A 21,185-nucleotide genomic window follows, 5' to 3' on the forward strand; every position below is an offset into this window, starting at 1 on the left:
ATTCATGGTACAATTGCACCAAAAATAGTCAAACAAAATCTGGGCCGTAGACCATATAATGCGCCAGAATTACTGAGAATAATTAAGGAAACAACATGAGTTTTTCATCATTGGGTTTAATAGAGCCCCTACTCAAAGCAGTTGAAGAATCAGGCTATACCCAACCTTCACCAATTCAGACTCAAGCCATCCCTGCTGTATTACGTGGCACTGATGTTCTGGCATCAGCACAAACAGGAACCGGAAAAACGGCCAGTTTTGTTTTACCCATTTTACAAAAACTCAGCGATAAACCTCGCGCCAAAAATAATCGAACCCGAGTATTAATAGTAACTCCTACTCGTGAACTGGCGGCACAAGTACACGAGAGCATCCTTCAATATGGACGTCACCTGTCACTTCGCTCTGCAGTGGTGTTTGGAGGAGTAAAAATAAACCCTCAAATGATGCGTTTACGTTCCGGAGTTGAACTTCTGGTCGCAACACCTGGGCGATTGCTTGATTTACATCAACAAAGAGCTATTCAACTTGATGAGGTAGATACTCTGGTATTGGATGAAGCAGACCGCATGTTGGACATGGGTTTCATTCATGACATCAAACGCATCATTAAACTGCTCCCAAGAAACCGTCAAAATCTGATGTTTTCTGCAACGTTTTCTGAAGAAATACGCACCCTGGTCAAAGGAATACTGAATCAACCTGTTGAAATAGATGTTGCTCCGCGCAACACGACAGTTGTTGCGATCAAGCAAAGAATCCATCCAGTAGATAAAAGCCGTAAATCCGCCTTATTGAGCCATCTTATTCATAGCAACAAATGGGGACAGACTCTAGTATTTGCCCGCACCAAACACGGTGCGAATAAACTGGTAAAACAACTGGCCGAAAACCATATCTACGCAGCAGCCATACACGGAAATAAATCACAATCACAACGTACCAAAGCATTAGCTGAATTCAAATCAGGTGAACTGCATATTCTTGTAGCTACAGACATTGCAGCTCGAGGTATTGATATTGATCAACTGCCTTGTGTTGTGAACTTTGATTTGCCTCAAGTCGCAGAAGATTACGTTCACCGAATTGGTAGAACTGGACGAGCCGGAGCATCGGGGCTGGCTGTTTCTCTGGTTAGTGCAGATGAAATTGGCCAATTGAATGCAATTGAAAAATTAATTAAACGCAAACTGGATCGCGTTGAAATTGATGATTTTGAACCAACGCATAACCTTCCTAATACACCTGGCCCAGTTAAACCCAAAAGAAATATACCGTTTAAAAAGAAGTCTCCCCAGCCTCAATCAGCTAAAAAAACAGAACGAAAGCCTTTTGCCAAACGCTCTGGAAAATGACGTCAAATCCAGGGTGATGAATAAGAATTCATCACCCTGGGCAAAGTAAACGATCTCATAAATGGCGTAAACCAAATAAAATTGTGCTATTTGGAGGAGATCCTTCACTGCGTTCAGGATGACGTACTGGTTCAGGGTGACGTAGTGGTTCAGGATGACGTAGTGGTTCAGGATTATGAATAAAAACCTTCATGCCAAGTGCTGAGGGAACGGGTTTGAGAATACCGTCCAATCAGAGAGCTCCTGCTGTTCTCGGCTTAATCTATTAATTCATCTGCAGTGCTCTAATATCCTCCTTTGCAAAATAAAAGATCAATTAATAGACTATAATTAATAGAGTAGTAAATCCAGGGTACTTTGAGGGACTCACATTGAACAGGACGTTAGGTGGCTCACATACTATGACACCAGATAATGCGAATAATATTCTCTTATTACGCGTTTACTCTCTTCCTATGTCTCTGCAAACACAAGTTCAGCCAATAAAAAACAGTAAGGCACAATTGATTCAAACCCGGAGTAAAGACCGTCTGGCAGCATTTACCTTGATTGAACTGTTGGTCGCTCTCTGTGTTCTGTCCATCCTGCTCACCGTAGCAATACCAGCTTTCAGAACTATGGTGTTAAATAATCGCCTGGCCTCAAATACTGATTCATTGGTAAATGCCCTCAATTATGCACGCAGCAGCGCATTAAATCAGGCAATGACCATAAAAGTATGTCCCCTGGGTACTATTGGTTCAACGACTTGCGGCACAGATTGGAGTTCAGGATGGATTATCGTAACCCAACCAACCACGGGAACAGCTGTGCTTCTTAAAAGCCAGCAAAGCTCGAATAACGATCCCTCCTTAACAGGGAATACCACAGAAGTTCTCTTTGATCGATTTGGACTCTCTACCACCCAAAGTAATTTCACTCTATGCGACAGTAGAGGAAACGCTTTTGCTCACTCTGTTGAGGTGCTCACCACAGGCTACATACAAAGCGGATCGACGCCAGGGCAAGCAGTCTGGAATAACGGTTCCCTAACCTGTCCTTGATGGAGAGTTTACTATGTATACGGGATTGAGGACATTTACACTACAAAAAGGAATGACTTTATTGGAGGTCCTGGTTTCGGTTGTATTATTGGCAATTGGCTTGCTTGGAATAGCCAGTATGTTAATGCTGTCTAATAAAGCCAATAACTCAAGCTATGCAAAACTCCAGGCGGTTCAATCAGTATATGATATTTTTGATCGAATTCGTGCCAATTCTCAAGCGGCAATCAATGGGAATTACAATATCAGTAATATGGGTACTAATGGTTTGCCAACGACTGTTGCCACACCTTCAGTCATGTGCAATGTCTCTACGTGCACACCATCACAAATGGCTACTTACGATACATGGTATTGGCTAACGAAAGACGTTGCCAAATTACCTAATGGTAGCGGTTCAATAACTTCGGCACTTTCAGGTGTTGCAGGAAATACAGTGATAACTGTAACGGTGCAATGGGATGATAGTCTGGCGCAAAATCAGTTAGGAGCAAGTAGTGCTGCATCGGCTAATCCTAATTTCGTACAATTAAGCATACAGAGTCAAATATGAAAATGTACTCAGCACATCAAAATGGTTTTTCCCTGGTTGAGTTAATGGTCGCATCAGTTATTGGTCTCTTGCTGAGTTATGCCGTACTGGAAATTTATCTGGCCCAAAGTCAACTCTATAAAGCGTCTAACTCTCAGGATCTGGTTCAAAGTACAGAAAATGCCATAATCAATTTAATTGCCCCTGTCATTCGATCAGCAGGCTTTACCGGTTGTGGTAATGTGACATCGGCTGTCTCGAATCTCAACCCCGGCGGCCCTTCACCCTTAGGCTCAATCAATACCAGTCCTGCGATGTTGATGGGTTACAATGGCAGTACCTCAAGTTATACCATCACTCAGGAAAACCCTGCCAACAGCAGCAATGCCAATAACTGGAGTCCTGCACTGGTTGCTTCACTGGTAGGTTCTGTTCAACAAGGTAATGATGTTCTTATAATCCTGGGTTCCGCTCCCAATACTGTTCCTTTGGGAGTGACAACAATCGATTCAGGAAGCAGTTCCCTGTCGGTTCAAAGTGTCAGCGGAGCCAACCTGTCCAGTGGCCAATTTGGGGCAGTATCTGATTGTACCAAATCAGTATTATTTAAAATTACTGGCGTAGCCGGAACAACAATTATTCATGATGCAGGTACTGGTATTCTGGAAAACATATCAAGCAGCTTTCCAATAAATTTTCAGGTGGGTTCGCAATTCGTTCAAATGCAACAAACCGCTTTTTTTGTTGGGCAGGGTCAGGGAGGGCAAAGTGCCTTAATGCGTGCACGATTAAATGGAAACAGCTGGACCATTGAACCCCTTGTATCGGGCATTGATATCATGAAAGTACAATACGGTATTGGCTCGAATGGGGTGGTGAACCGATACGTCTCGGCTAATGCGGTAACCGACTGGACTCAAGTCTATTCGGTACGATTGGGCTTTTTGATTGCAGGAAAAACCGGATCAGGTACTTTATCCACCACTCAATATACAGTTCTGGATACTGTTGTCACCGTACCTGCTGATAATCGCCTTCGTCATGTATTTGAAATGACCATTAACTTGAGGAATGCTATATTATGAACACCTTATCCTCACTCACTCAATTAAAACAAAAAGGGTATATTCTGATTACTACTCTCGTATTAATGAGCATGCTCACTATGATGGCCTTAACTCAATCGTCACATAATACATCACAAACCCGTGTAGCGACTAACGCCACTGATTCAGAAATCAGTTTTGAAAAGACTGAAGGGGCTCTGAATGAAGCAGTGAACAAGCTACTGAACTCAACCTACACCCCCCAAAGTTTTCTCAATAATACAAATGGACTTTATGTATTTGACTCAAGCGCAACCCCGATTTGGAAAACTGTAAACTGGTCCAGCAGCGCAGCCGTAATCAATAGTTTCCAAGGAAGTTCAGGAACACAATCCAGTTACATCATTGAACAACTCCCTTCCGTCATCCAACCCGGACAAAACATGAAATCACCTACCCGTATTTATCGAATTACCGCGCGTTCGGTTGGAGCAAACGGAACGTCTTCTGTATTAATTCAAAGTACGATACAAATTCAACAATAGGTTATTATTATGGACAGGCCAACAGACACGCTTCAATACAGAATAAGAAACAGGAAACCATGGAGAATAGCCATAGAATCCCTGGCGTTATTGGTGTTTTGTGCCATAACATTCCCGATTCCTGCTGTTCATGCCGCTCCTGCTTTAAACCTTCCCAACATCCCACTAATCATGGCCAGTCCAATTCATCCCCAAGTGTTTATTGCCATAGGAAATTCGGAATCCATGGATGGTAATTTAAGTGGGGCCATTATGACCGGCTCAGGTTCTCTGGCATCCAGTTTAAGTTCTCTGAGCAATTCAAGCTCACCATTAAAATACCTGGTACCTACCGGTTTTACCCCGCCAGTGCAAGCAGCAGATGCTTCGGGTCAGGCGCCATATACTGTCACACAGAGTGGAGTTCTTGTTGATAACAGCCCCAGCCGATTAAATGTCGCCAAACAAGGAGTCCAGGCTATTCTTGAAAATTACCTGCCCACAACGGATTTTGCTTTGGCAGCCTACAGTACGAGCAGCGTCCAGTCATACAACACCTGGGTTTACTATATGTCTCCAACAGGTAGTAACTTCAGCTTTACCAATACCCAGGTCGCAGGAAATCGGTACGTTATAAATCCTTGTTACAATTACGGCTCGGCATCATCCACAATATCTAGCAATTGCAGCTCGCTAGCCAGTTTTTATGGAACAACTCTGGTATCTTCCAGCCAATACATGCAAATAGGAGCATCCAGTGACGACCCGGAAATCAGCGACGTCCTCTATTCTTCCGGTTCTCTTGCAGGAGTGTTTCTAACGTATACTGGACCAAGCCCAGCCACCCCATTTCCACCCAATTTTTCTTTAAGCAACTACAACGCAGGTAATGTATTTCTTTCCTATTCCAAGTCCCTGCCGAATATAGGAAGTTTCGGTACAGGCCCTACCAACGCAGGATTTGTGCCCTATTCAAAACAGGTCATCTATGCCCGACGAGGTTTTGGCTATTACGGTAATCAATCGGCATCTACAGGTAATGTACTCGTCCAAATGACTTCAGCAGGTACAATTCCAACAACTACCAGTGTCACTAACGCACTCAATTTATTTTTACCGTATCTAAAACCTGAAACCAACTCGACATCAACAACTGAAATCAAGGCCTCTGCCTTGCAATCACCTATTGCGGGTTTACTATCCAAAGCTAATAGTTATCTTACTACTCTGGGTTCTACCAGCGGTAATGGCTGTCCTCAGCAAAAATTCGTCATATTAATTTCTGATGGACTACCCACCATGGATCTCAGTGGAAAACGTTGGCCGCCATTAGGAAGCGCCGCTGCGGCTGGGTATGGAGTTACGGCTACGTTTAACGCCAATGGTTCCTTGAACACGACCAACAATCAGGCCTTAACTGATGCCATAAATACCATAAAAACATTAAAGAACAATGGAATATTGACGTACGTAATTGGATTAGGAGCTGGAGTTGATCCAACCATTAATTCACAGGCCGCTTCCACTCTTACCGCTATGGCTGTAGCAGGGGGTACGGATAATTATTACCCTGCTACTGACCCTGAAACCCTGGTTAACAGCCTTAATACTATTATGGTGGCCATACAAAATGGAACCTTCACAACCTCAGCCGCTGCAGTTAGCTCCACTCATCTGAATAGTGACACGGTAGAATATCAAGCCAATTTTGTTTCCAGTGATTTACCCTATCTGGATTGGACGGGTAATTTATTTGCCATACAATTGGATCCTGCTACCGGTGCTCCGACTTCAACCGTTATCTGGTCAGCTCAAACTCAACTGGATAATCTGGTAGCAGGCACAGGATGGTCAACCAATCGTTTTATCGCTACCTGGGATCCAGTGGCTGTATCCGGAATACCTTTTCGTTGGGACAGCATTAATACCACTCAAAAGGCTCTGCTCCAGCCAACTGATCTATTGGGACAAAGCCGCCTGGAATACCTTCGTGGTAACTCAGCTCTGGAAAAAAGAAATGGCGGTACCTTCAGAAATCGCTCTCACATACTGGGTGATATCGTGGACAGTCAGGTTGTTTACGTCGGTGCTCCTGATGCCCCTTATCTGGATCCAGGATATGTCGCTTTCGCCAAGGCACAGATCAACCGTCAACCCGTACTTTATGTAGGAGCAAATGATGGCATGTTGCATGCTTTTAATGCGACCAATGGTGAAGAGCTTTTTGCATTCATCCCCAATGCAGTGTTTGATAATTTAGACAAGCTCACTGCCCCACTCTATAACCAGAGCCATATATTCTATGTCAATGGATCGCCACAAAGCGGTGATGTACAATTTTCGGATGGTAATTGGCATACCATTCTGGTTGGTGGTGAAAATGCCGGGGGCAAGAGTATTTATGCCTTGGATATTACTTATCCCTCCGCTTTAACTTCAGAAGCTAATGTCGCCAGTTCCGTGCTTTGGGAATTCACCGATACGGATATGGGCTACACCTACAGCACACCGCAAATTGGTCAAATAGGAACAACTACCTCTACCCCACTCACTTTTGCCGTATTTTTTGGTAATGGCTACAACAGCGCCATTAATTCCTCAATACTCTACGCGATCAATCCTCAAACGGGAGCACTCATAAAAAAAATTGATCTGTGTGCCGCTATATCTGGCTCCTGTAATACCTCCTTGCCTCAGGGCTTATCATCTGTCTCTCTGGCTCACAAAGATGGCTTACAAGGGCAACCCATTACCGTAGTTTATGCAGGAGATCTCCAGGGGAACCTTTGGGCTGTCAATGTCAGTGATGCTGATCCGGCTAATTGGAGCGTTCGCTTGTTATTTCAGGCACGCGACTCTGGCGGTACTGCGCAGCCCATTACAACAGCTCCTATAGTCACCCTCAATCCGAATTACCCGAGAAAACAAGGGTTATTTATTCTGTTCGGCACTGGACAATTACTCGCCCCCAGTGATCTGCTGAACACTCAAACACAAACAGTCTACGGAGTATGGGATAAACCATTAACTACAGTTACCTACACTCGAAACGATCTGCAACAACAAACACTGAGCCTGGTTGCGCCCGGCACTTCCGGTTTATCCTCCTCCATTCTTACCGTGACCGCCAACACAATTAACTGGAATAATAAACTGGGCTGGTTTGCTGATCTTGCCGTTGCAGGCCAACGCATAATCACGAATCCGGAATTGATTAATGGAACGTTCATTGCCACTTTAAATACTCCTCCGTTAACCGCATGCGGGGTAGGATTTTCCTCAATGTTACTGGAACTGAATTATCTGACAGGCGGATCATTCCTCCGTGCACAAATTGATATTAATGGGGATGGTGGTTTTGATGTTCAGGATCAGTATAATGGTGCATATCCTGTAGGTATTACCTTGTCAAACAGCTATGCCAACTCCCCAACCGTATTAGGACCTAACCAGAGCAATCACATCGTCATATTAATCACCCAATCCAATGGAGTCCAGACTTCAATAATCAATCCTAATAATACTCCAAGGAAAATCGGTTGGTGGCAAATTCAATAAAGGATAAAGAATGAATAGGGATAAACTGTTAATGATTAAAATCAAGCAATCCAATGAAGGCTTCACTTTAATCGAGCTTCTCATTGCATTGGTAATCATTGGAATCCTGATTTCCTTTGCCTATCCATCCTATTTACAGTTTATCCAAAAATCCCGTCGGTCAGATGCTTTGGCGATACTCACTCAGGATCAAATTATTTTCGAACGCTGTTATTCTCAAAATTTTTCTTATGTTGCAGCCTGCGGTGCTTTACCCGCATTTCCTCAAACCACCCCTGAAGGTTTTTATACCATCAACGTGTCAAACCTCACTGCTACAACCTATACCTTGACAGCAACACCACAGGGCAGCCAGGCTGATGATACTAAATGTGCCAGTATAAGTGTGAATCAAGCTAACGTAAAAACAGCCGTTGATTCAACAGCAACAGTACAAACCGAATGTTGGAATCCCTAGTTTTAAAATCTCTTGAACAACGAAATTTAAAACAAGATTCCCCTTGCCAATGCTGGCATAAGCCGTCGTGTAGAACGCTACCTGACAAAACTTGATGAAAACGATCCCAGATTTTCTAAATTATTCTTTACTTCAATGTGTTGCTTCCATTACAGTTCCCTTCCAACGGAAAGTCCAACACGATAATCAATGGAAATTTTTTGCTTTTTCATGGGCATACTCTATCTGTATACCTGTAATCATTACCTGCCTGCGGTAACGCTGTTACTGTTCTATATAACACCACGCATCTCAATTCCAATCTTATTTTTCATGGGAGTTCTTCTGGCCTGGACTCATCAATGGATGATTGAACCACATGGGATGCCTGATAATGCGGTACTACCTGATGCGGTAATCGTGGGAACGATAGCATCAATACCCGTTGTCAGTGCCGAAAAAACAAAATTCCATTTTCAAATTGAATGCATCAATAATCATCCAGCCCAGGGCCTTATTCAGTTAGCATGGTATAACAAAGCGCCTGAATTGCATTCGGGACAACTTTGGCAATTATCGGTCAAATTAAAAAAACCACGAAACTACCGCAATCCTGGGAGCTCCGATTACGTCAAAACCCTATCAGCACGCCATATATACTGGACTGGTTATGTTCGCTCCGGGGTTAATCAATTAATCAAAGAACATAACACTACAGGCTGGTTGCAATTCCGGGAGCAATGGGGTACCGCATTGACACAGCGAAGCCCGGATAAAAAAACTGCTGGAATATTAGAAGCGCTTACCTTAAATGTAACAACTCACATCAGCCAGGAACAATGGGAATTATTCAGACGCACTGGAACCACCCATTTATTTGGTATTTCAGGAGAGCATATTGCTTTAATATCCGGGATGGTATTTTTTATTTTGCGCTGGCTGTGGTCCCGAAGTGTCCGTTGTTGTTTGTTTGCTCCGGCGATCTCGATTGCCAGTATTGGTGGGTTTGGAGTAGCTCTTCTTTATTCATTTATGGCGGGTTTTGAACCGCCAGTACAAAGAGCACTGATTGGGTGTTTTTTTTATACTTTATGCTGCATTGGAATCCAACGATACACCATATGGCAAGTATGGCGTTATGCTCTTTTTGGCGTCTTGTGCCTTGAACCGCATGCCGTATTTATGCAAGGCTTCTACTTTTCTTTTCTCGCCGTTGCCTGTCTGCTGCTCACCCAGCAACGCTGGGGGCTGAAGGGAATCAAAGGCAATCTGGCATTACAGCTGAGTTGTTTAATCGGTTTGATGCCGCTGACCCTGTATTGGTATTCCTATGGTTCAATTAATGGATTTATCGCCAATTTATTTGCAATTCCGCTCGTAGGGTTTCTTATTGTTCCTTTAGCATTAATGGCATTGGCAATCAGTTCATTCAGCTGGTCTGTTTTCTTAATGCATCCCCTATCCTGGCTGGTTGCGCTCTTATTTAAAATGTTGCTCTGGACCGAACATCTGGCTGGAATAAACATCATGGGGTCATTGAACTCGATAATATCTGTAATTTCCATCATGGCGGCTTTATTAACAGGGATCATACTTCCTGTGAAACCCTTTAGATATTTTGCCATAATCTGGCTCCTGGTTCCCTTCTTTCCCTATAAAGAGGCCATACAACATGGGGAGGCTTTAATTCGAGTTCTGGACGTGGGGCAAGGATTAGCCGTAGTGATAAAAACCCGGGATCATGTAATGCTTTATGACACGGGAGATCAATTTTTTCAGGGTAGTGACTTGGGTAAAATCGTTATCCTTCCCTTCCTGACGGATCTTGGTATTAAAAAAGTAGACAAAATAGTCATTAGTCACCCTGATAAAGATCATCTTGGAGGACTAAAATCAATTGAAGCTGAAGTCAAAGTTGATCAATTGATTGTCAACAATCCTTCGTTTTATCATCGAGGTTTTAATTGCCATAACTATCCGGAATGGGAGTGGAATGGGGTTCGTTTCCATTTTTTTCCTATTCATTTTAACTTTAATAATAAAAATGATAACTCCTGTATATTACAAATAAGTTCTTCAATCGGCAGCATTTTATTAACAGGCGATATAGAAAAAACAGCAGAAGATTATCTGGTACGAACTTATGGTGATCAACTGGCCTCAGATGTATTGATTGTTCCCCATCATGGCAGCAAAACCTCTTCCTCTTATCGATTTTTATTGGAAACAGCACCTCAATATGCCATTGCCTCCCTGGGATTCGATAATCGCTTTCATTTTCCACATAATAAAACAATGGAGAATATGAATACCCTGAACATCCCTTTTTACAGAACAGATGAATGCGGCATGGTGCAAATAAAACTGCCGGCAAAAGGGGCGTTAAAAAAACCATCCTGTTTTAGTGGAAATAAATAACAAACGAGGTTCATATGATTCAAAAATAAGACAAACCCTGATAAAATATTACCCCTCTTTCTATTTGATGAGCATCATGGCTAAATCACGTAACTCCATTCTCTTTCTTGGACTCCTTTCAGCATTCTCTTTGGTAACGTTTGATTTATATCAACCATCGCTTCCTTACATTACCAATTTATTTGAAACCACATTCAGCCTGAGCCAACTGACTTTAAGTGTTTATTTGTTTGTTTTTGGGGTTACGCATCTCTTTTGGGGCCCCCTTATTGACCATTATGGACGACGCGCGCTCCTACCGGGAAGTCTGCTGCTTGCTCTGATTGGAAGTGTGCTCTGCGCCTTTGCACCCAATATAACCCTGTTGATAATAGGGCGAGCTATTCAGGGTTTCGCTTTATGTTGTTCCAATTTAATCGCTTTTTCAACGTCTCGAGACTTTGAAGATGAAGTAGAACGCGCCAAAATTCTCTCCTATATCTCCATGATAGTATCAGCTTCCCCCATATTTGCCCCAGTTCTGGGTTCTCTCATTTTTGCCTGGCTTGGATGGCAATTTAATTTTATAGTAATGGCAGGAATGGCTCTGATTCTCTACATTCAATCACGCAGGATATTGGTTGAATCACCGTTTTGGAGTCCACCAAAAACATCATTTAAAATAAACAATCTAGTCAGCTCCTACAAAGCAATATTACCTAAAATGTCCTTATGGTCTGCTTCGTTTATTATGATGTTCAGTTTTACAGCAGTGATGCTTACCGTTATTAATTCCTCCTACCTGATTATCGATGTCCTTAGATTTTCACCTTTGGCCTTTGGTATTATCTTTATCTTTAATGGAATCAATATCATCATAGGAAATTATATTGGTATATGGCTAAGAAAACGCTTCAGCATGACATCAACGATTTTCATGGGAAATTGGCTCATTATACTGGGCGGATTAGCCATGTTATTAAGTACAGAACTTTATGGTTTTAGTCTCATTGCTTTATCTTTTGCCTTAATCTGTAATCTGGGAATCAGCGTGAGTGCTGCACCAACCATGTCTCTGGCACTTTCTGATTTTAAAGAGAATGCGGGAATAGCGACTGCTTTCATAAGCACCGTTCGCCTGTTTGGTTCGTCTATTCTATCCATGCTAGTGGCATATTTATTAACTAAAAATCTCAATGCCTTGCCAATAGGCTTAATGTGCTGCGGGGTTTGTGCTCTCTACTCTTCATGGTTGTTTAAACGTCAAATAACACCTACAGATGACACCGAGGTGGATGGAATTCAGGCCAGCGCCTGATTCTATTCCCGGCGGTCAGCCTGGGGTTCATTATTCGATAAACAAAATAATGAAAAATAGCCGGTATTCAGGATCATCTCTATATAAAACGAGTGTTATGAGTATATATTTCGAGATATACTCTCGAGCTGTTGACATTTCATTATATTCAAGCCTACTTTCCGCGACTTGTTCGCGGAATCGATAGATCGTGCGCAAAACAAGAATATATTGCGCCTATAAAGAGTGAATTGGATCCCGCGAACAAGTCGCGGGACGTCGAAACTTGAATTGTCAACAGACTAGCTAAGTAGATGTTCAGGTTTATAAATCACTACAACTGATTTAAATTTGAACTGATTCGTGCTAATCTACCCACTAATTTTAAAGCTTAAGCGATGCAATGAAATCAACTCAATCCATAAATCACAATAATGAATTACCACAATCATTCTCTCAATTACCTATACGGCAGGAATTACTCAAAAGTATAGCGACCCTGAATTATGAAATCATGACCCCTATTCAGAGCCACACTCTGCCTATGATGCTCAACAATGTAGACGTCATTGCACAGGCAAAGACTGGAAGTGGAAAAACGGCCGCCTTTGGTTTGGCGCTACTCAATAATTTAAAAGTAGAATTTTTTGGCGCGCAAGCCCTCATTCTTTGCCCTACCCGTGAACTTGCAGAACAAGTCAGCCAGGCTCTAAGAAAAATTGCCTGTATGATGCCTAATGTAAAGATTATTAATCTATCAGGTGGTATCCCCATGAAACCTCAACTGGATTCTTTACGCCATGGGGCTCATATTATTGTTGGCACACCCGGGCGAATTCTAAAACATTTAAATAAAGAATCACTGAATCTATCAAAAATAAAAACGCTGGTTTTAGACGAAGCAGACAGAATGCTTGATATGGGATTTCTGGATGACATTAAAACCATCATTTCATCCTGCCCAGGCTCTCGACAAACTCTGCTGTTCTCAGCAACATACCCCGAAGAAATCAAATTAATATCAAAACAATTCATGCGAAATCCCCATGAAGTACTGATTGAAACTCCTCACGCTGAATTTGATATCGAGCAACGATTTTATGAAGTAAGTAAACCTGCTAATAAATTCCCCTTACTAAAATCCCTGCTATTACATTACAAACCCAGCTCGGCCTTGATTTTCTGCAACACCAAACAACAAACTGCAGATGTAACCGATCAGCTGATTGACGAAGGATTTAGCGCTGTAGCCTTAAATGGTGATATGGAACAGGTCGATCGCGATCTGGCGGTTCTGCGCTTTGCGAATCAAAGCTGCTCCATTTTGGTTGCAACAGATGTCGCTGCCCGCGGGCTTGATATTAAAGAACTTCCAGCTGTAATTAATTATGATCTTGCGTTTGAACACGATGTCCACATCCATCGTATTGGGAGAACTGGAAGAGCAGGAAATAAGGGATTGGCTTTAAGTATTACCACCCCAGCAGATGCACCACGTATTTGCGCCATTGAAGATCAACTGCACCATCCATTAACCTGGGGAAATACCAATGAATTGTCCAACAGCAATGATCGCATCATTGCACCAGAGATGATCACTTTATGCATCGCATCTGGAAAAAAAGATAAAATTCGAGCGGGGGATATTTTAGGTGCACTCACAAAAGATGCTGGACTGGATGGTAGTAAAATAGGAAAAATTGATATTTCATTATTCAACTCCTACGTTGCTATTCACCACAGTCAGGCAGAAAAGGCACTTACCGCTTTGAAAAATGGTACCCTGATCAAAGGGCGAAAAATTGCAGCTAGAACCATTAAATAAAACAAAACAGATTCTGAATGTTATTCGGGCCATTCCTTATCTCCAAATAATGGCCCAAAGACAGCAGGCTGATTCAGACTAAGACTCCAGAAAAGATTGCCCATATCATAATGCCACCACTCATATTGATAAGAGGTGAATCCGGCATGCTCCATTGCGCTCCTCAGGAGTTTTCGATTATCCCTGATTCGTTTATCTTCAGAGGTTAACGTTCTCAGCGCATCAAAATAATCCCTGTGTGCCCGGTCAGAACATTCATCAAATGGGGTTCCCATGTTTAGAGGAAGGTCGGTTTGTCTATCAAATAAAGTCAAGTCTATTGCTCCCCCACTTAAATGAGGTGCACAATAATCATCATTTGGTGCAGAGGGAAGGGCGACAAATTTAAGAGTTTCTGCAAAATTATCGTCATCACTCAGGTGTGGCATTTTTTTCTTGATTTCTCCACGCATCCATTCAAATAGAGCGGCTTGAGTTGCCCTTGTCCTATAAACATCCCACACCAGGATGCCATATCCAGAAGGCAAATGGTCAAGAACTTTAAAGATACTGCGCAGTACTATAGATCGGCCATATATTTGAGGTCGAGGACTAAACCCAAAATTAAAATAGACCGGATCGACCTTAAGGCGAGGATGAAGCTGATTGTGAAATTCAACCGCTTTAAAATCATGTGCATCAAATTGCTTCGTGTTCATGTCGTTATTTTAGCTCAATCAATAGAATTATAAGTCAGAAATCGAGTGTTTATCCTGAAACACTTTAATGCAGGCATCCACTATTTCTTCAGAAAACAGAATGCCTCTGCCTTGTTGCAATTTGTCAAAGGCTAACCCAACATCATAGGCTGGCCTATATGGTCGGTGTGAAGTCACCGCTTCAACAACATCCGCGACAGCGAGTATCCTCGCTTCCAGAAGAATTTCATCCCCCCTTAAACCACGAGGATAACCACTACCATCCAATCGTTCATGATGCTGTAAAATAATTTCAGCAATAGGCCAGGGAAAGTGTACATTTTTTAAAATTTCATAACCTACTGTAGTGTGCGTTTTAACCAGTTCAAATTCAAGTTGGGTTAATTGACCCGGTTTATTGAGAATTGAAATTGGGATACCGATTTTACCGATATCATGCATTTCTGCTGCAAGTTTAAGACCCGCGATCTGATCTTCGGAAAGGCCTAATTCACGGGCAATCCTGGCAGCAAGACATGCAACCCTTAGTTGATGCTCTGCCGTATAAGGATCACTTTGCTTCATCGCAATCGTTAAAGCCACCGCCAACTCGCTGATACTGCGTAACATTTCCTGGGCATGATTTTTCCGCTCAATCTCAATTTTTTTACGCTCGGTGATGTCTTCTCCAATAGAAGCGATACCAATAACTTCGCCAGATGGAGACAGCAACAACGAATTATTCCAATGGATTAATATACGCTCTCCATTCTTAGTCAGTAGTTCATTTTCATAATGAGATACCATTTCTTCATTTTTAAGAGATTGGTTAAATATCTTCAAAATAGTCTTTTTGTGTTCTTTGGGAATGAACGTATCAAACCAGTTCTTGCCTAAAATCTCCTCTTCAGACCAACCTGTTAATTTTAATAAGAAATTATTACAATCCAAAATGGTAGCATCAAGATCCACTATGACTGAAACTAACTCTACATTATGCAGCATATGTGAAAATCGTCGCTCGCTTTCACGCAATTGCTCCAGTGCTTCATGCCTGATGCTAATATCCTCAGCTATCCCTGAAGTGCGAACCAACTGATTGGATTCATTAAAAATTGGAAAAGTTCGAGCGTGAATCCATCTTAAATCCCCATTCGGGCGTACAATCCTAAAAACATCATCAAAATAACCTGTCTCTATCTGCTTGCAATACTTCAAGTAAATTCGTTCTTTATCTACAGGATGTACTGAGTTAATCCAGGCATCCGAAACGGTATACAGTTCAGATAAAGGCCGCCCCCAAATCTGTTCATAAGCAGGACTAACATATAAATACTTCCCTGACTGGTTTTCTATCAGAAAAAACACATCATTGATGGATTCAGCCATCTGACGAAAGAGAGCCTCGCTTTGGCTCAGTTTTTGTTGTGTTTTATTTAACTCACGAAGATCAGATACTAAAGCCATAATCGAATGCTTATCTGCACCTAGAAATTTGATGTGGGCCTGAAAACTGTTCCCGCTTTTACGAACCAAATGAAACTGATAAATAATATTATTATTTTTAACAAATTCATTTTTTTTATGATCAATTAAATCTGCTTCTGAATCATGAAAGATATTTCTGATATTGAGTTTTTTTATCTCATCTTCCCTGTACTCAAGCATGCCGCAAAGATTAGAGTTAGCATACCTGACATTTCCCATATCATCATAAATAAAAACACCATCAAACATGTGTTCAAGCAGAAAGTTATAAGGATTGTTCATCCTGATTACTTCCTTTTAAAGCCAATTTGCCAATTAGTAATACTACAATGACTTTTTAAATGAAAATCAAAAACGCACTGCTCATATTTTGTACTATTATACCAGTATAGCTCATTTAACCTAACCCGTGACAAATAATAGATGAAATCTCAGCAGCCCCCAATCGCTTTACATGGCATTAGCCAAAAATCTCCCAAAGGCGTGTTTTGATAATGAGAAAGATGATGGGAAAAAAAATGCTGAGCTTTGTGTATTTGTTTTGTATGCAACAAAGTCTGCAAATAAGTCTGAGCAAACAACTCTACCTGAGCATCACTGCCTCCTACCTGCATGTATTGGTCCATGACTGGAGTCAAAAGGGAGTAAGCTCTACTGTAATCTTCTTCAGCAAACGCATAAATACCCTGACTTAGTGGCAAAATGACCTTGGCCCACAATGAATCAGTAGTTGAATCCGCGTAGTGCTTCATTTTATTCAACGATTCTATTGCTTTCTTTTTTTGTCCTGATCTGACAAGACAATAAATAAAATGAGCATTATTAAACCCAATATAATGTTCTGAAGGATGGGTACCCAAGTGCTCTGCAATCTTGCCTAATTGCTGAATTTGAGGCATCCCCGCCATGTCCATACGCCATAATAAAGATATTGCGTCTATTTGTTCAAGAACGGTATCAGGCATAGCACCGGAAATACCGGGGTACAGTTGGAGCACCTCGTTCTCATTGCGATTAGCCAGATAAAATAAAGCCAAATGCCAGGTATTATGCCCCTTGAGTAAAGGATGAATCCTCTGCCAACTGCTTTGTAAGCCATGCAAGCGTTGAATTCCTCCATCCAAATCATGAGTTAATAATGCAACATGCGCCAAAGTATGGTGCGCCCAAGGAGTAACTAATTCCATATGGATTGCGGCTTCAGCCATTTCCCTGGATTGCGCATAATGACCACACAGCTCCAAGGCAAATGAATGAATCGCAAGAAAATGAGATTCATCCTGATTCTCTGCAGCACACCTGGTGCAAACACGCAAAAAATGTTCGGCTTGATATGCCTGACCAGTACAATAGAAAAGCCACTCCAACAATTTCATGGCCAAGGTATCACGAGGATAAAGTTGTATTAACTGCTCTAACAGAGTGATCGCTTCAGGATATTTTAAATCGGACCAATTAAGTAGTGCATTGTATAATAAACGCTCTCGGCTATTCGCTCCGGATAAATACTGTTCAGCTGCCAGAAGATGCATTTTCGCAACTCCATTTGCCCCATCCTCTTGAGCATATAAATAATAAACCGCAGCATAGAGTTGAATCAGGACAGTATCAGGATATAGTCCTGCAGCATTAATGATTAATCCTGCATTAGGGCCTGATCCTACTATTTGTTGATGAAAGGAGTTAATACATTCCATCACTTCATTTGAATCGGTCGTGACGGCTAACCCTCTGTGCGTATACATAACTGACCAGAATAATGGTTCACCACTGAATTAATGATAGCACAGATAGTCAGAGGATGAGGGATAAGAGAAGGGAGTAACCTTGAACGCTGATAACAAACAAAACAAGTTAATTTAATTCGACAACCATCACTTTTATGGGATGTTTACTCATATTTTCATCATTATGCAATTCACCTGGAACGTCTTTAATCAGGAAATAGGCACTATTTTTTTTCAGCTTTAAATAATGTACTGCGCCATTATTATTCGTTATTTTTAATACACCATCAGTCAACGCAACCAAAACGCGATCATGATCGTGTCTGTGCATGGGAAGCACTTTAGCAGACGAAGGATATATAGTGGTTTGCCATACCTTAACTTGACTATTGGTGAATTGAACTATACGTTTTGTTGCTTGTTCTTCGGCATACAAAGAGCTCAATGGGCTTATCAATAACCCGATTAAAACAGTCCTAAAATATCTGTTCAAGATACTTATTCCATAAATAACAATACGGTCATTATAGTACCAGATAAATTTGGATTGTATCTTTATTGGCACTGAATAAAATAAAAAAGAAACATGAAGTTATTCAATAATATCTCCTTAAAAGTACTATAATTAAATTAAGGAAGATGTTTAGGAGATTTATTATGACTACCCTGTTTTTGGCAACGGTGATTGGGTGGTATCTTGTCATTGTTGGCCTTTATTCTTTATTTCAATACGAACAGTTAAAATCAGTTGCGGCTGAAATTATGGGACAACGCGGATTGTTTTTTGTTTTAGCAATTATGACATTAATTTTAGGATTGCTTCTGGTTACGAGCCACAACATATGGGTCATGAGTTGGCCTGTAGTGATTACTATTTTTAGCTGGCTGGTCTTAATCAGTGGATTAATTCGTATGTTCTGCCCTGATACGGCCAATAAAATGAGGCAATCTTTCCTGAATAATCCAGTAAAAATGAAAATTGCCGCAGTTGTATCCCTCTTGGTAGGCCTGTTCTTGTTGTTCCATGTTTATTACCCTTTAATTTAAGAACATCCACCTGAAGCCGTGATCCTTAAAATCACGGCTTGATTCTATTCACAATCTGACGCCTCTGCACATGCCCCCAAAGCTGTCTTGCCTGTGCGGGCAAGACAGCTTTGGGGTCCTGCACATAGATCTGACGCATCAAAATGCATGAATTAAATCAGAGATAATGTATTATAACGTGGAAAATCAAGAGGGCTTTCAGATTATCGGGATCGGTGATATTAAATACCCCAATAATGCATGCCCCCACACATAACTCATATGAATTCAGGAAGTCAGGATGTTCTTAACGAGTACTGCAGGTGATGGCTATAAGTTCTTCAGTCTACACTCTCTAATCGACTGGTTGATCAAACTCGTTTTTCTCATGATTTTGCTTTTGGTCATCGTTCCATTTTCCCCAAAAATGCCGGCACCTGGACTTGATGCATCCTGGGCCATGGGGTTGAATCAGGCTTTAGCCCAGGGACTCTCATTTGGTAAAGATGTTATTTTTACCTTAGGCCCCTATTCTTCGATATACACCAAATTTTATCACCCATTCACGGATTCGATGATGATAGGCGGTAGTATCTATCTGGCGTTGTCCTTCTGGCTTTGTATTATTTTATTGATGCAAGACACTAAATGGCGCTGGAGTATTTCTTTTGCAGTCCTTATTTTTGGGATGATTTATGCCAGGGATTCCTTATTGTTCTCCTATCCATTAATGATCAGTCTAATATGCTTCAAATATCTGAGCCCTCAAACTCGTATCCTTTATTCAAATAAAATCACCTGGGTTTTATTGAGCTTATTGTTTGCTCCTCTTGGCTTATTAGCGTTAATCAAGGGCTCCCTGCTCGTAATAAGCGGGGTTGTTTCCTTCCTGTGTGCCGTATTTTTTGCCCTGAACAAACAAAAAATCATGTCCGTTGTATGCCTTCTTTCTCCTCTGAGCACAGGCATTTTGTTTTGGAGTATATCAGGTCAATCGATTATCGATTTCCCCTATTACGTCATCAACTCAATTCTTCTGGCATCAGGATTTACAGAGGCTATGGCATTAGATGGAGATAATAAAGAAATAACGCTTTATTTGATCTCTTCAGCTCTCATTCTCTTCACCATTATCAGACAAAAACAAACATCTGTTGTTACCCGAGTCTTTTACTTCAGTATTTTTATAATTTTTCTATTTCTTTCTTTCAAGGCTGGTTTCACCCGGCACTTTGGCCACTCATTTATTACCGGTACCTCTATTTTGATTGCAGCACTGCTTCTGCCCTTTTTGTTTCATTCAAAATGGGTCATAGTCACTCTTATTTTTTCATTATATACAACCAGTTATATTGACGGTCAGCACACTAAAATTTCCTTACTTAATAATTTTATCTCTACTTATTCAACCTCATGGTATGGTTTGAAAAGCCGGGTTCAAGATCCCCAATGGGTAAAGGAAAATTATCGTGTCAGCATGATCTATTTGCATAATCAATACCCCCTTCCACAGCTAGAAGGGACTGCAGACATCTATTCTTATGATCAAAGCTTATTATTGGCCTCGGATGCACTCTGGTCTCCTCGCCCAATTTTTCAAAGTTATTCCGTTTTTACTCCAGTTATGGCGGAAAAAAATAAAAATCACCTATTAAGTAACCGCAGGCCAGATAATATTCTATTTAAAATACAGGCTATTGATGAACGAATCCCCTCTCTTGATGATGGTGCCAGTTGGCCCGAGCTATTGAATAATTACCACCCCGTTCAATTAGCTAATGATTTTTTAATTTTAAAAAAAAATGAACATCATAAAATCGCCAAACCACTGCACTTGATAAACAAGGAGCAACATGTTTTTGGAGAAAAAGTCCAAGTGCCTCAGACTAAACTTCCCGTATTTGCTGAAATCATTATAAAACCAACCCTTTGGGGATCGATTGCAGCAGTTTTATTTAAACCCCACCCCATCCAAGTCACTGTTGAATTGAATAATGGCAGTAAAAGACAGTTCCGTTTAATTGCCAATATGGCAAAATCAGGTTTCTTAGTCTCCCCATTAATTGAAGAAACTGCTGAGTTTGGATTAATGTTCACTCAGAATCATTTTTTGGATAATAAAAAAGTTAAATCAATCACTCTAACTTCGAGTTCTCATGATTCAAATCATTGGAATAACGAATATGCGATTCTTTTTAAACACATTCATACTCTCTAACGATGTGCACACTATTCCCTTTTTTAAATGGTCTTT

17 protein-coding genes are annotated in these 21,185 nt (G+C 41.2%); 12 read left to right on the plus strand and 5 right to left on the minus strand.

The window, feature by feature from the left end; translation table 11 throughout:
• Nucleotides 1-95 precede the first annotated feature (95 nt).
• Nucleotides 96-1,355: a DEAD/DEAH box helicase gene (locus ELY21_RS07325; RefSeq protein WP_028384261.1), complete on the plus strand. Its 1,260-nt coding sequence runs from the start codon at nucleotides 96-98 to the stop codon at nucleotides 1,353-1,355.
• 55 nt (nucleotides 1,356-1,410) lie between these two features.
• Here the strand turns inward: ELY21_RS07325 and ELY21_RS15590 are convergent, their stop codons facing one another.
• Nucleotides 1,411-1,587 (minus strand): hypothetical protein, encoded by a 177-nt coding sequence (locus ELY21_RS15590; RefSeq protein WP_158618528.1) that lies wholly within the window; start codon nucleotides 1,585-1,587, stop codon nucleotides 1,411-1,413.
• Between the two features lie 139 nt (nucleotides 1,588-1,726).
• Between ELY21_RS15590 and ELY21_RS07330 the strand changes: the two genes are divergently transcribed.
• From ELY21_RS07330 to dbpA, 9 genes are all read left to right on the plus strand, one after another.
• Nucleotides 1,727-2,398 carry a GspH/FimT family pseudopilin gene (locus tag ELY21_RS07330; RefSeq protein WP_370272544.1) on the plus strand — a complete coding sequence of 224 codons (672 nt, stop codon included), beginning with the start codon at nucleotides 1,727-1,729 and terminating at the stop codon, nucleotides 2,396-2,398.
• A 13-nt stretch (nucleotides 2,399-2,411) separates the two neighbouring features.
• Nucleotides 2,412-2,951 carry a type IV pilus modification protein PilV gene (gene pilV, locus ELY21_RS07335; protein ID WP_127108279.1) on the plus strand — a complete coding sequence of 180 codons (540 nt, stop codon included), beginning with the start codon at nucleotides 2,412-2,414 and terminating at the stop codon, nucleotides 2,949-2,951.
• The gene (locus ELY21_RS07340) at nucleotides 2,948-4,015 is read left to right on the plus strand and encodes a PilW family protein (RefSeq protein ID WP_127108281.1); all 1,068 of its coding nucleotides are present in this window, start codon (nucleotides 2,948-2,950) and stop codon (nucleotides 4,013-4,015) included. The genes pilV and ELY21_RS07340 overlap by 4 nt, the downstream gene beginning before the upstream one ends.
• Nucleotides 4,012-4,521 (plus strand): pilus assembly protein, encoded by a 510-nt coding sequence (locus ELY21_RS07345; RefSeq protein ID WP_127108283.1) that lies wholly within the window; start codon nucleotides 4,012-4,014, stop codon nucleotides 4,519-4,521. Before ELY21_RS07340 ends, ELY21_RS07345 begins: the two co-directional genes overlap by 4 nt.
• 9 nt (nucleotides 4,522-4,530) lie before the next feature.
• The gene (locus ELY21_RS07350) at nucleotides 4,531-8,058 is read left to right on the plus strand and encodes a pilus assembly protein (protein WP_127108285.1); all 3,528 of its coding nucleotides are present in this window, start codon (nucleotides 4,531-4,533) and stop codon (nucleotides 8,056-8,058) included.
• Nucleotides 8,059-8,068: 10 nt separating this feature from the next.
• On the plus strand, nucleotides 8,069-8,515 hold the full coding sequence (locus ELY21_RS07355) for a type IV pilin protein (RefSeq protein WP_115343466.1): 447 nt from the start codon (nucleotides 8,069-8,071) through the stop codon (nucleotides 8,513-8,515).
• Between the two features lie 189 nt (nucleotides 8,516-8,704).
• Nucleotides 8,705-10,912, plus strand: a complete 2,208-nt coding sequence (locus ELY21_RS07360; RefSeq protein WP_127108287.1) for a DNA internalization-related competence protein ComEC/Rec2 — start codon at nucleotides 8,705-8,707, stop codon at nucleotides 10,910-10,912.
• A gap of 76 nt (nucleotides 10,913-10,988) precedes the next feature.
• Nucleotides 10,989-12,209, plus strand: a complete 1,221-nt coding sequence (locus ELY21_RS07365) for an MFS transporter (RefSeq protein ID WP_127108290.1) — start codon at nucleotides 10,989-10,991, stop codon at nucleotides 12,207-12,209.
• Nucleotides 12,210-12,591: 382 nt separating this feature from the next.
• Nucleotides 12,592-14,013, plus strand: a complete 1,422-nt coding sequence (gene dbpA / locus ELY21_RS07370) for an ATP-dependent RNA helicase DbpA (protein WP_127108292.1) — start codon at nucleotides 12,592-12,594, stop codon at nucleotides 14,011-14,013.
• Nucleotides 14,014-14,033: 20 nt separating this feature from the next.
• On the opposite strand, the gene ELY21_RS07375 is transcribed toward dbpA, so the two are convergent.
• The 4 genes from ELY21_RS07375 to ELY21_RS07390 all read right to left on the minus strand — a co-directional run bounded on the left by ELY21_RS07375 (nucleotide 14,034) and on the right by ELY21_RS07390 (nucleotide 18,398).
• On the minus strand, nucleotides 14,034-14,711 hold the full coding sequence (locus ELY21_RS07375) for a M15 family metallopeptidase (protein WP_127108294.1): 678 nt from the start codon (nucleotides 14,709-14,711) through the stop codon (nucleotides 14,034-14,036).
• A 27-nt stretch (nucleotides 14,712-14,738) separates the two neighbouring features.
• Entirely contained in the window at nucleotides 14,739-16,460 is a 1,722-nt protein-coding gene (locus tag ELY21_RS07380; RefSeq protein WP_127108296.1) for a PAS domain S-box protein, read from the minus strand.
• A gap of 149 nt (nucleotides 16,461-16,609) precedes the next feature.
• Nucleotides 16,610-17,923 carry a tetratricopeptide repeat protein gene (locus tag ELY21_RS07385; RefSeq protein WP_127108298.1) on the minus strand — a complete coding sequence of 438 codons (1,314 nt, stop codon included), beginning with the start codon at nucleotides 17,921-17,923 and terminating at the stop codon, nucleotides 16,610-16,612.
• 109 nt (nucleotides 17,924-18,032) lie between these two features.
• Complete coding sequence (locus ELY21_RS07390) at nucleotides 18,033-18,398, minus strand: hypothetical protein (RefSeq protein ID WP_127108300.1); 366 nt, start codon at nucleotides 18,396-18,398, stop codon at nucleotides 18,033-18,035.
• A 164-nt stretch (nucleotides 18,399-18,562) separates the two neighbouring features.
• Between ELY21_RS07390 and ELY21_RS07395 the strand changes: the two genes are divergently transcribed.
• Both ELY21_RS07395 and ELY21_RS07400 read left to right on the plus strand, forming a co-directional pair.
• Nucleotides 18,563-18,952 carry a DUF308 domain-containing protein gene (locus ELY21_RS07395; protein WP_127108302.1) on the plus strand — a complete coding sequence of 130 codons (390 nt, stop codon included), beginning with the start codon at nucleotides 18,563-18,565 and terminating at the stop codon, nucleotides 18,950-18,952.
• Nucleotides 18,953-19,232: 280 nt separating this feature from the next.
• Complete coding sequence (locus tag ELY21_RS07400) at nucleotides 19,233-21,149, plus strand: hypothetical protein (RefSeq protein ID WP_127108304.1); 1,917 nt, start codon at nucleotides 19,233-19,235, stop codon at nucleotides 21,147-21,149.
• The last annotated feature ends 36 nt before the right edge of the window (nucleotides 21,150-21,185 follow it).

It is taken from the genome of Legionella sp. km535 (assembly GCF_003990085.1).
Taxonomy (GTDB): domain Bacteria; phylum Pseudomonadota; class Gammaproteobacteria; order Legionellales; family Legionellaceae; genus Legionella; species Legionella moravica.

Bases quoted from the DNA above. Each gene is read 5' to 3' on its own strand.
- ELY21_RS07325 (WP_028384261.1), top strand. From the start codon at position 96: ATGAGTTTTTCATCATTGGGTTTAATAGAGCCCCTACTCAAAGCAGTT.
- pilV (WP_127108279.1), top strand. From the start codon at position 2,412: ATGTATACGGGATTGAGGACATTTACACTACAAAAAGGAATGACTTTA.
- ELY21_RS07340 (WP_127108281.1), top strand. From the start codon at position 2,948: ATGAAAATGTACTCAGCACATCAAAATGGTTTTTCCCTGGTTGAGTTA.
- ELY21_RS07345 (WP_127108283.1), top strand. From the start codon at position 4,012: ATGAACACCTTATCCTCACTCACTCAATTAAAACAAAAAGGGTATATT.
- ELY21_RS07350 (WP_127108285.1), top strand. From the start codon at position 4,531: ATGGACAGGCCAACAGACACGCTTCAATACAGAATAAGAAACAGGAAA.
- ELY21_RS07355 (WP_115343466.1), top strand. From the start codon at position 8,069: ATGAATAGGGATAAACTGTTAATGATTAAAATCAAGCAATCCAATGAA.
- ELY21_RS07360 (WP_127108287.1), top strand. From the start codon at position 8,705: ATGGAAATTTTTTGCTTTTTCATGGGCATACTCTATCTGTATACCTGT.
- ELY21_RS07365 (WP_127108290.1), top strand. From the start codon at position 10,989: ATGGCTAAATCACGTAACTCCATTCTCTTTCTTGGACTCCTTTCAGCA.
- dbpA (WP_127108292.1), top strand. From the start codon at position 12,592: ATGAAATCAACTCAATCCATAAATCACAATAATGAATTACCACAATCA.
- ELY21_RS07375 (WP_127108294.1), bottom strand. From the start codon at position 14,711: ATGAACACGAAGCAATTTGATGCACATGATTTTAAAGCGGTTGAATTT.
- ELY21_RS07380 (WP_127108296.1), bottom strand. From the start codon at position 16,460: ATGAACAATCCTTATAACTTTCTGCTTGAACACATGTTTGATGGTGTT.
- ELY21_RS07385 (WP_127108298.1), bottom strand. From the start codon at position 17,923: ATGTATACGCACAGAGGGTTAGCCGTCACGACCGATTCAAATGAAGTG.
- ELY21_RS07395 (WP_127108302.1), top strand. From the start codon at position 18,563: ATGACTACCCTGTTTTTGGCAACGGTGATTGGGTGGTATCTTGTCATT.
- ELY21_RS07400 (WP_127108304.1), top strand. From the start codon at position 19,233: ATGTTCTTAACGAGTACTGCAGGTGATGGCTATAAGTTCTTCAGTCTA.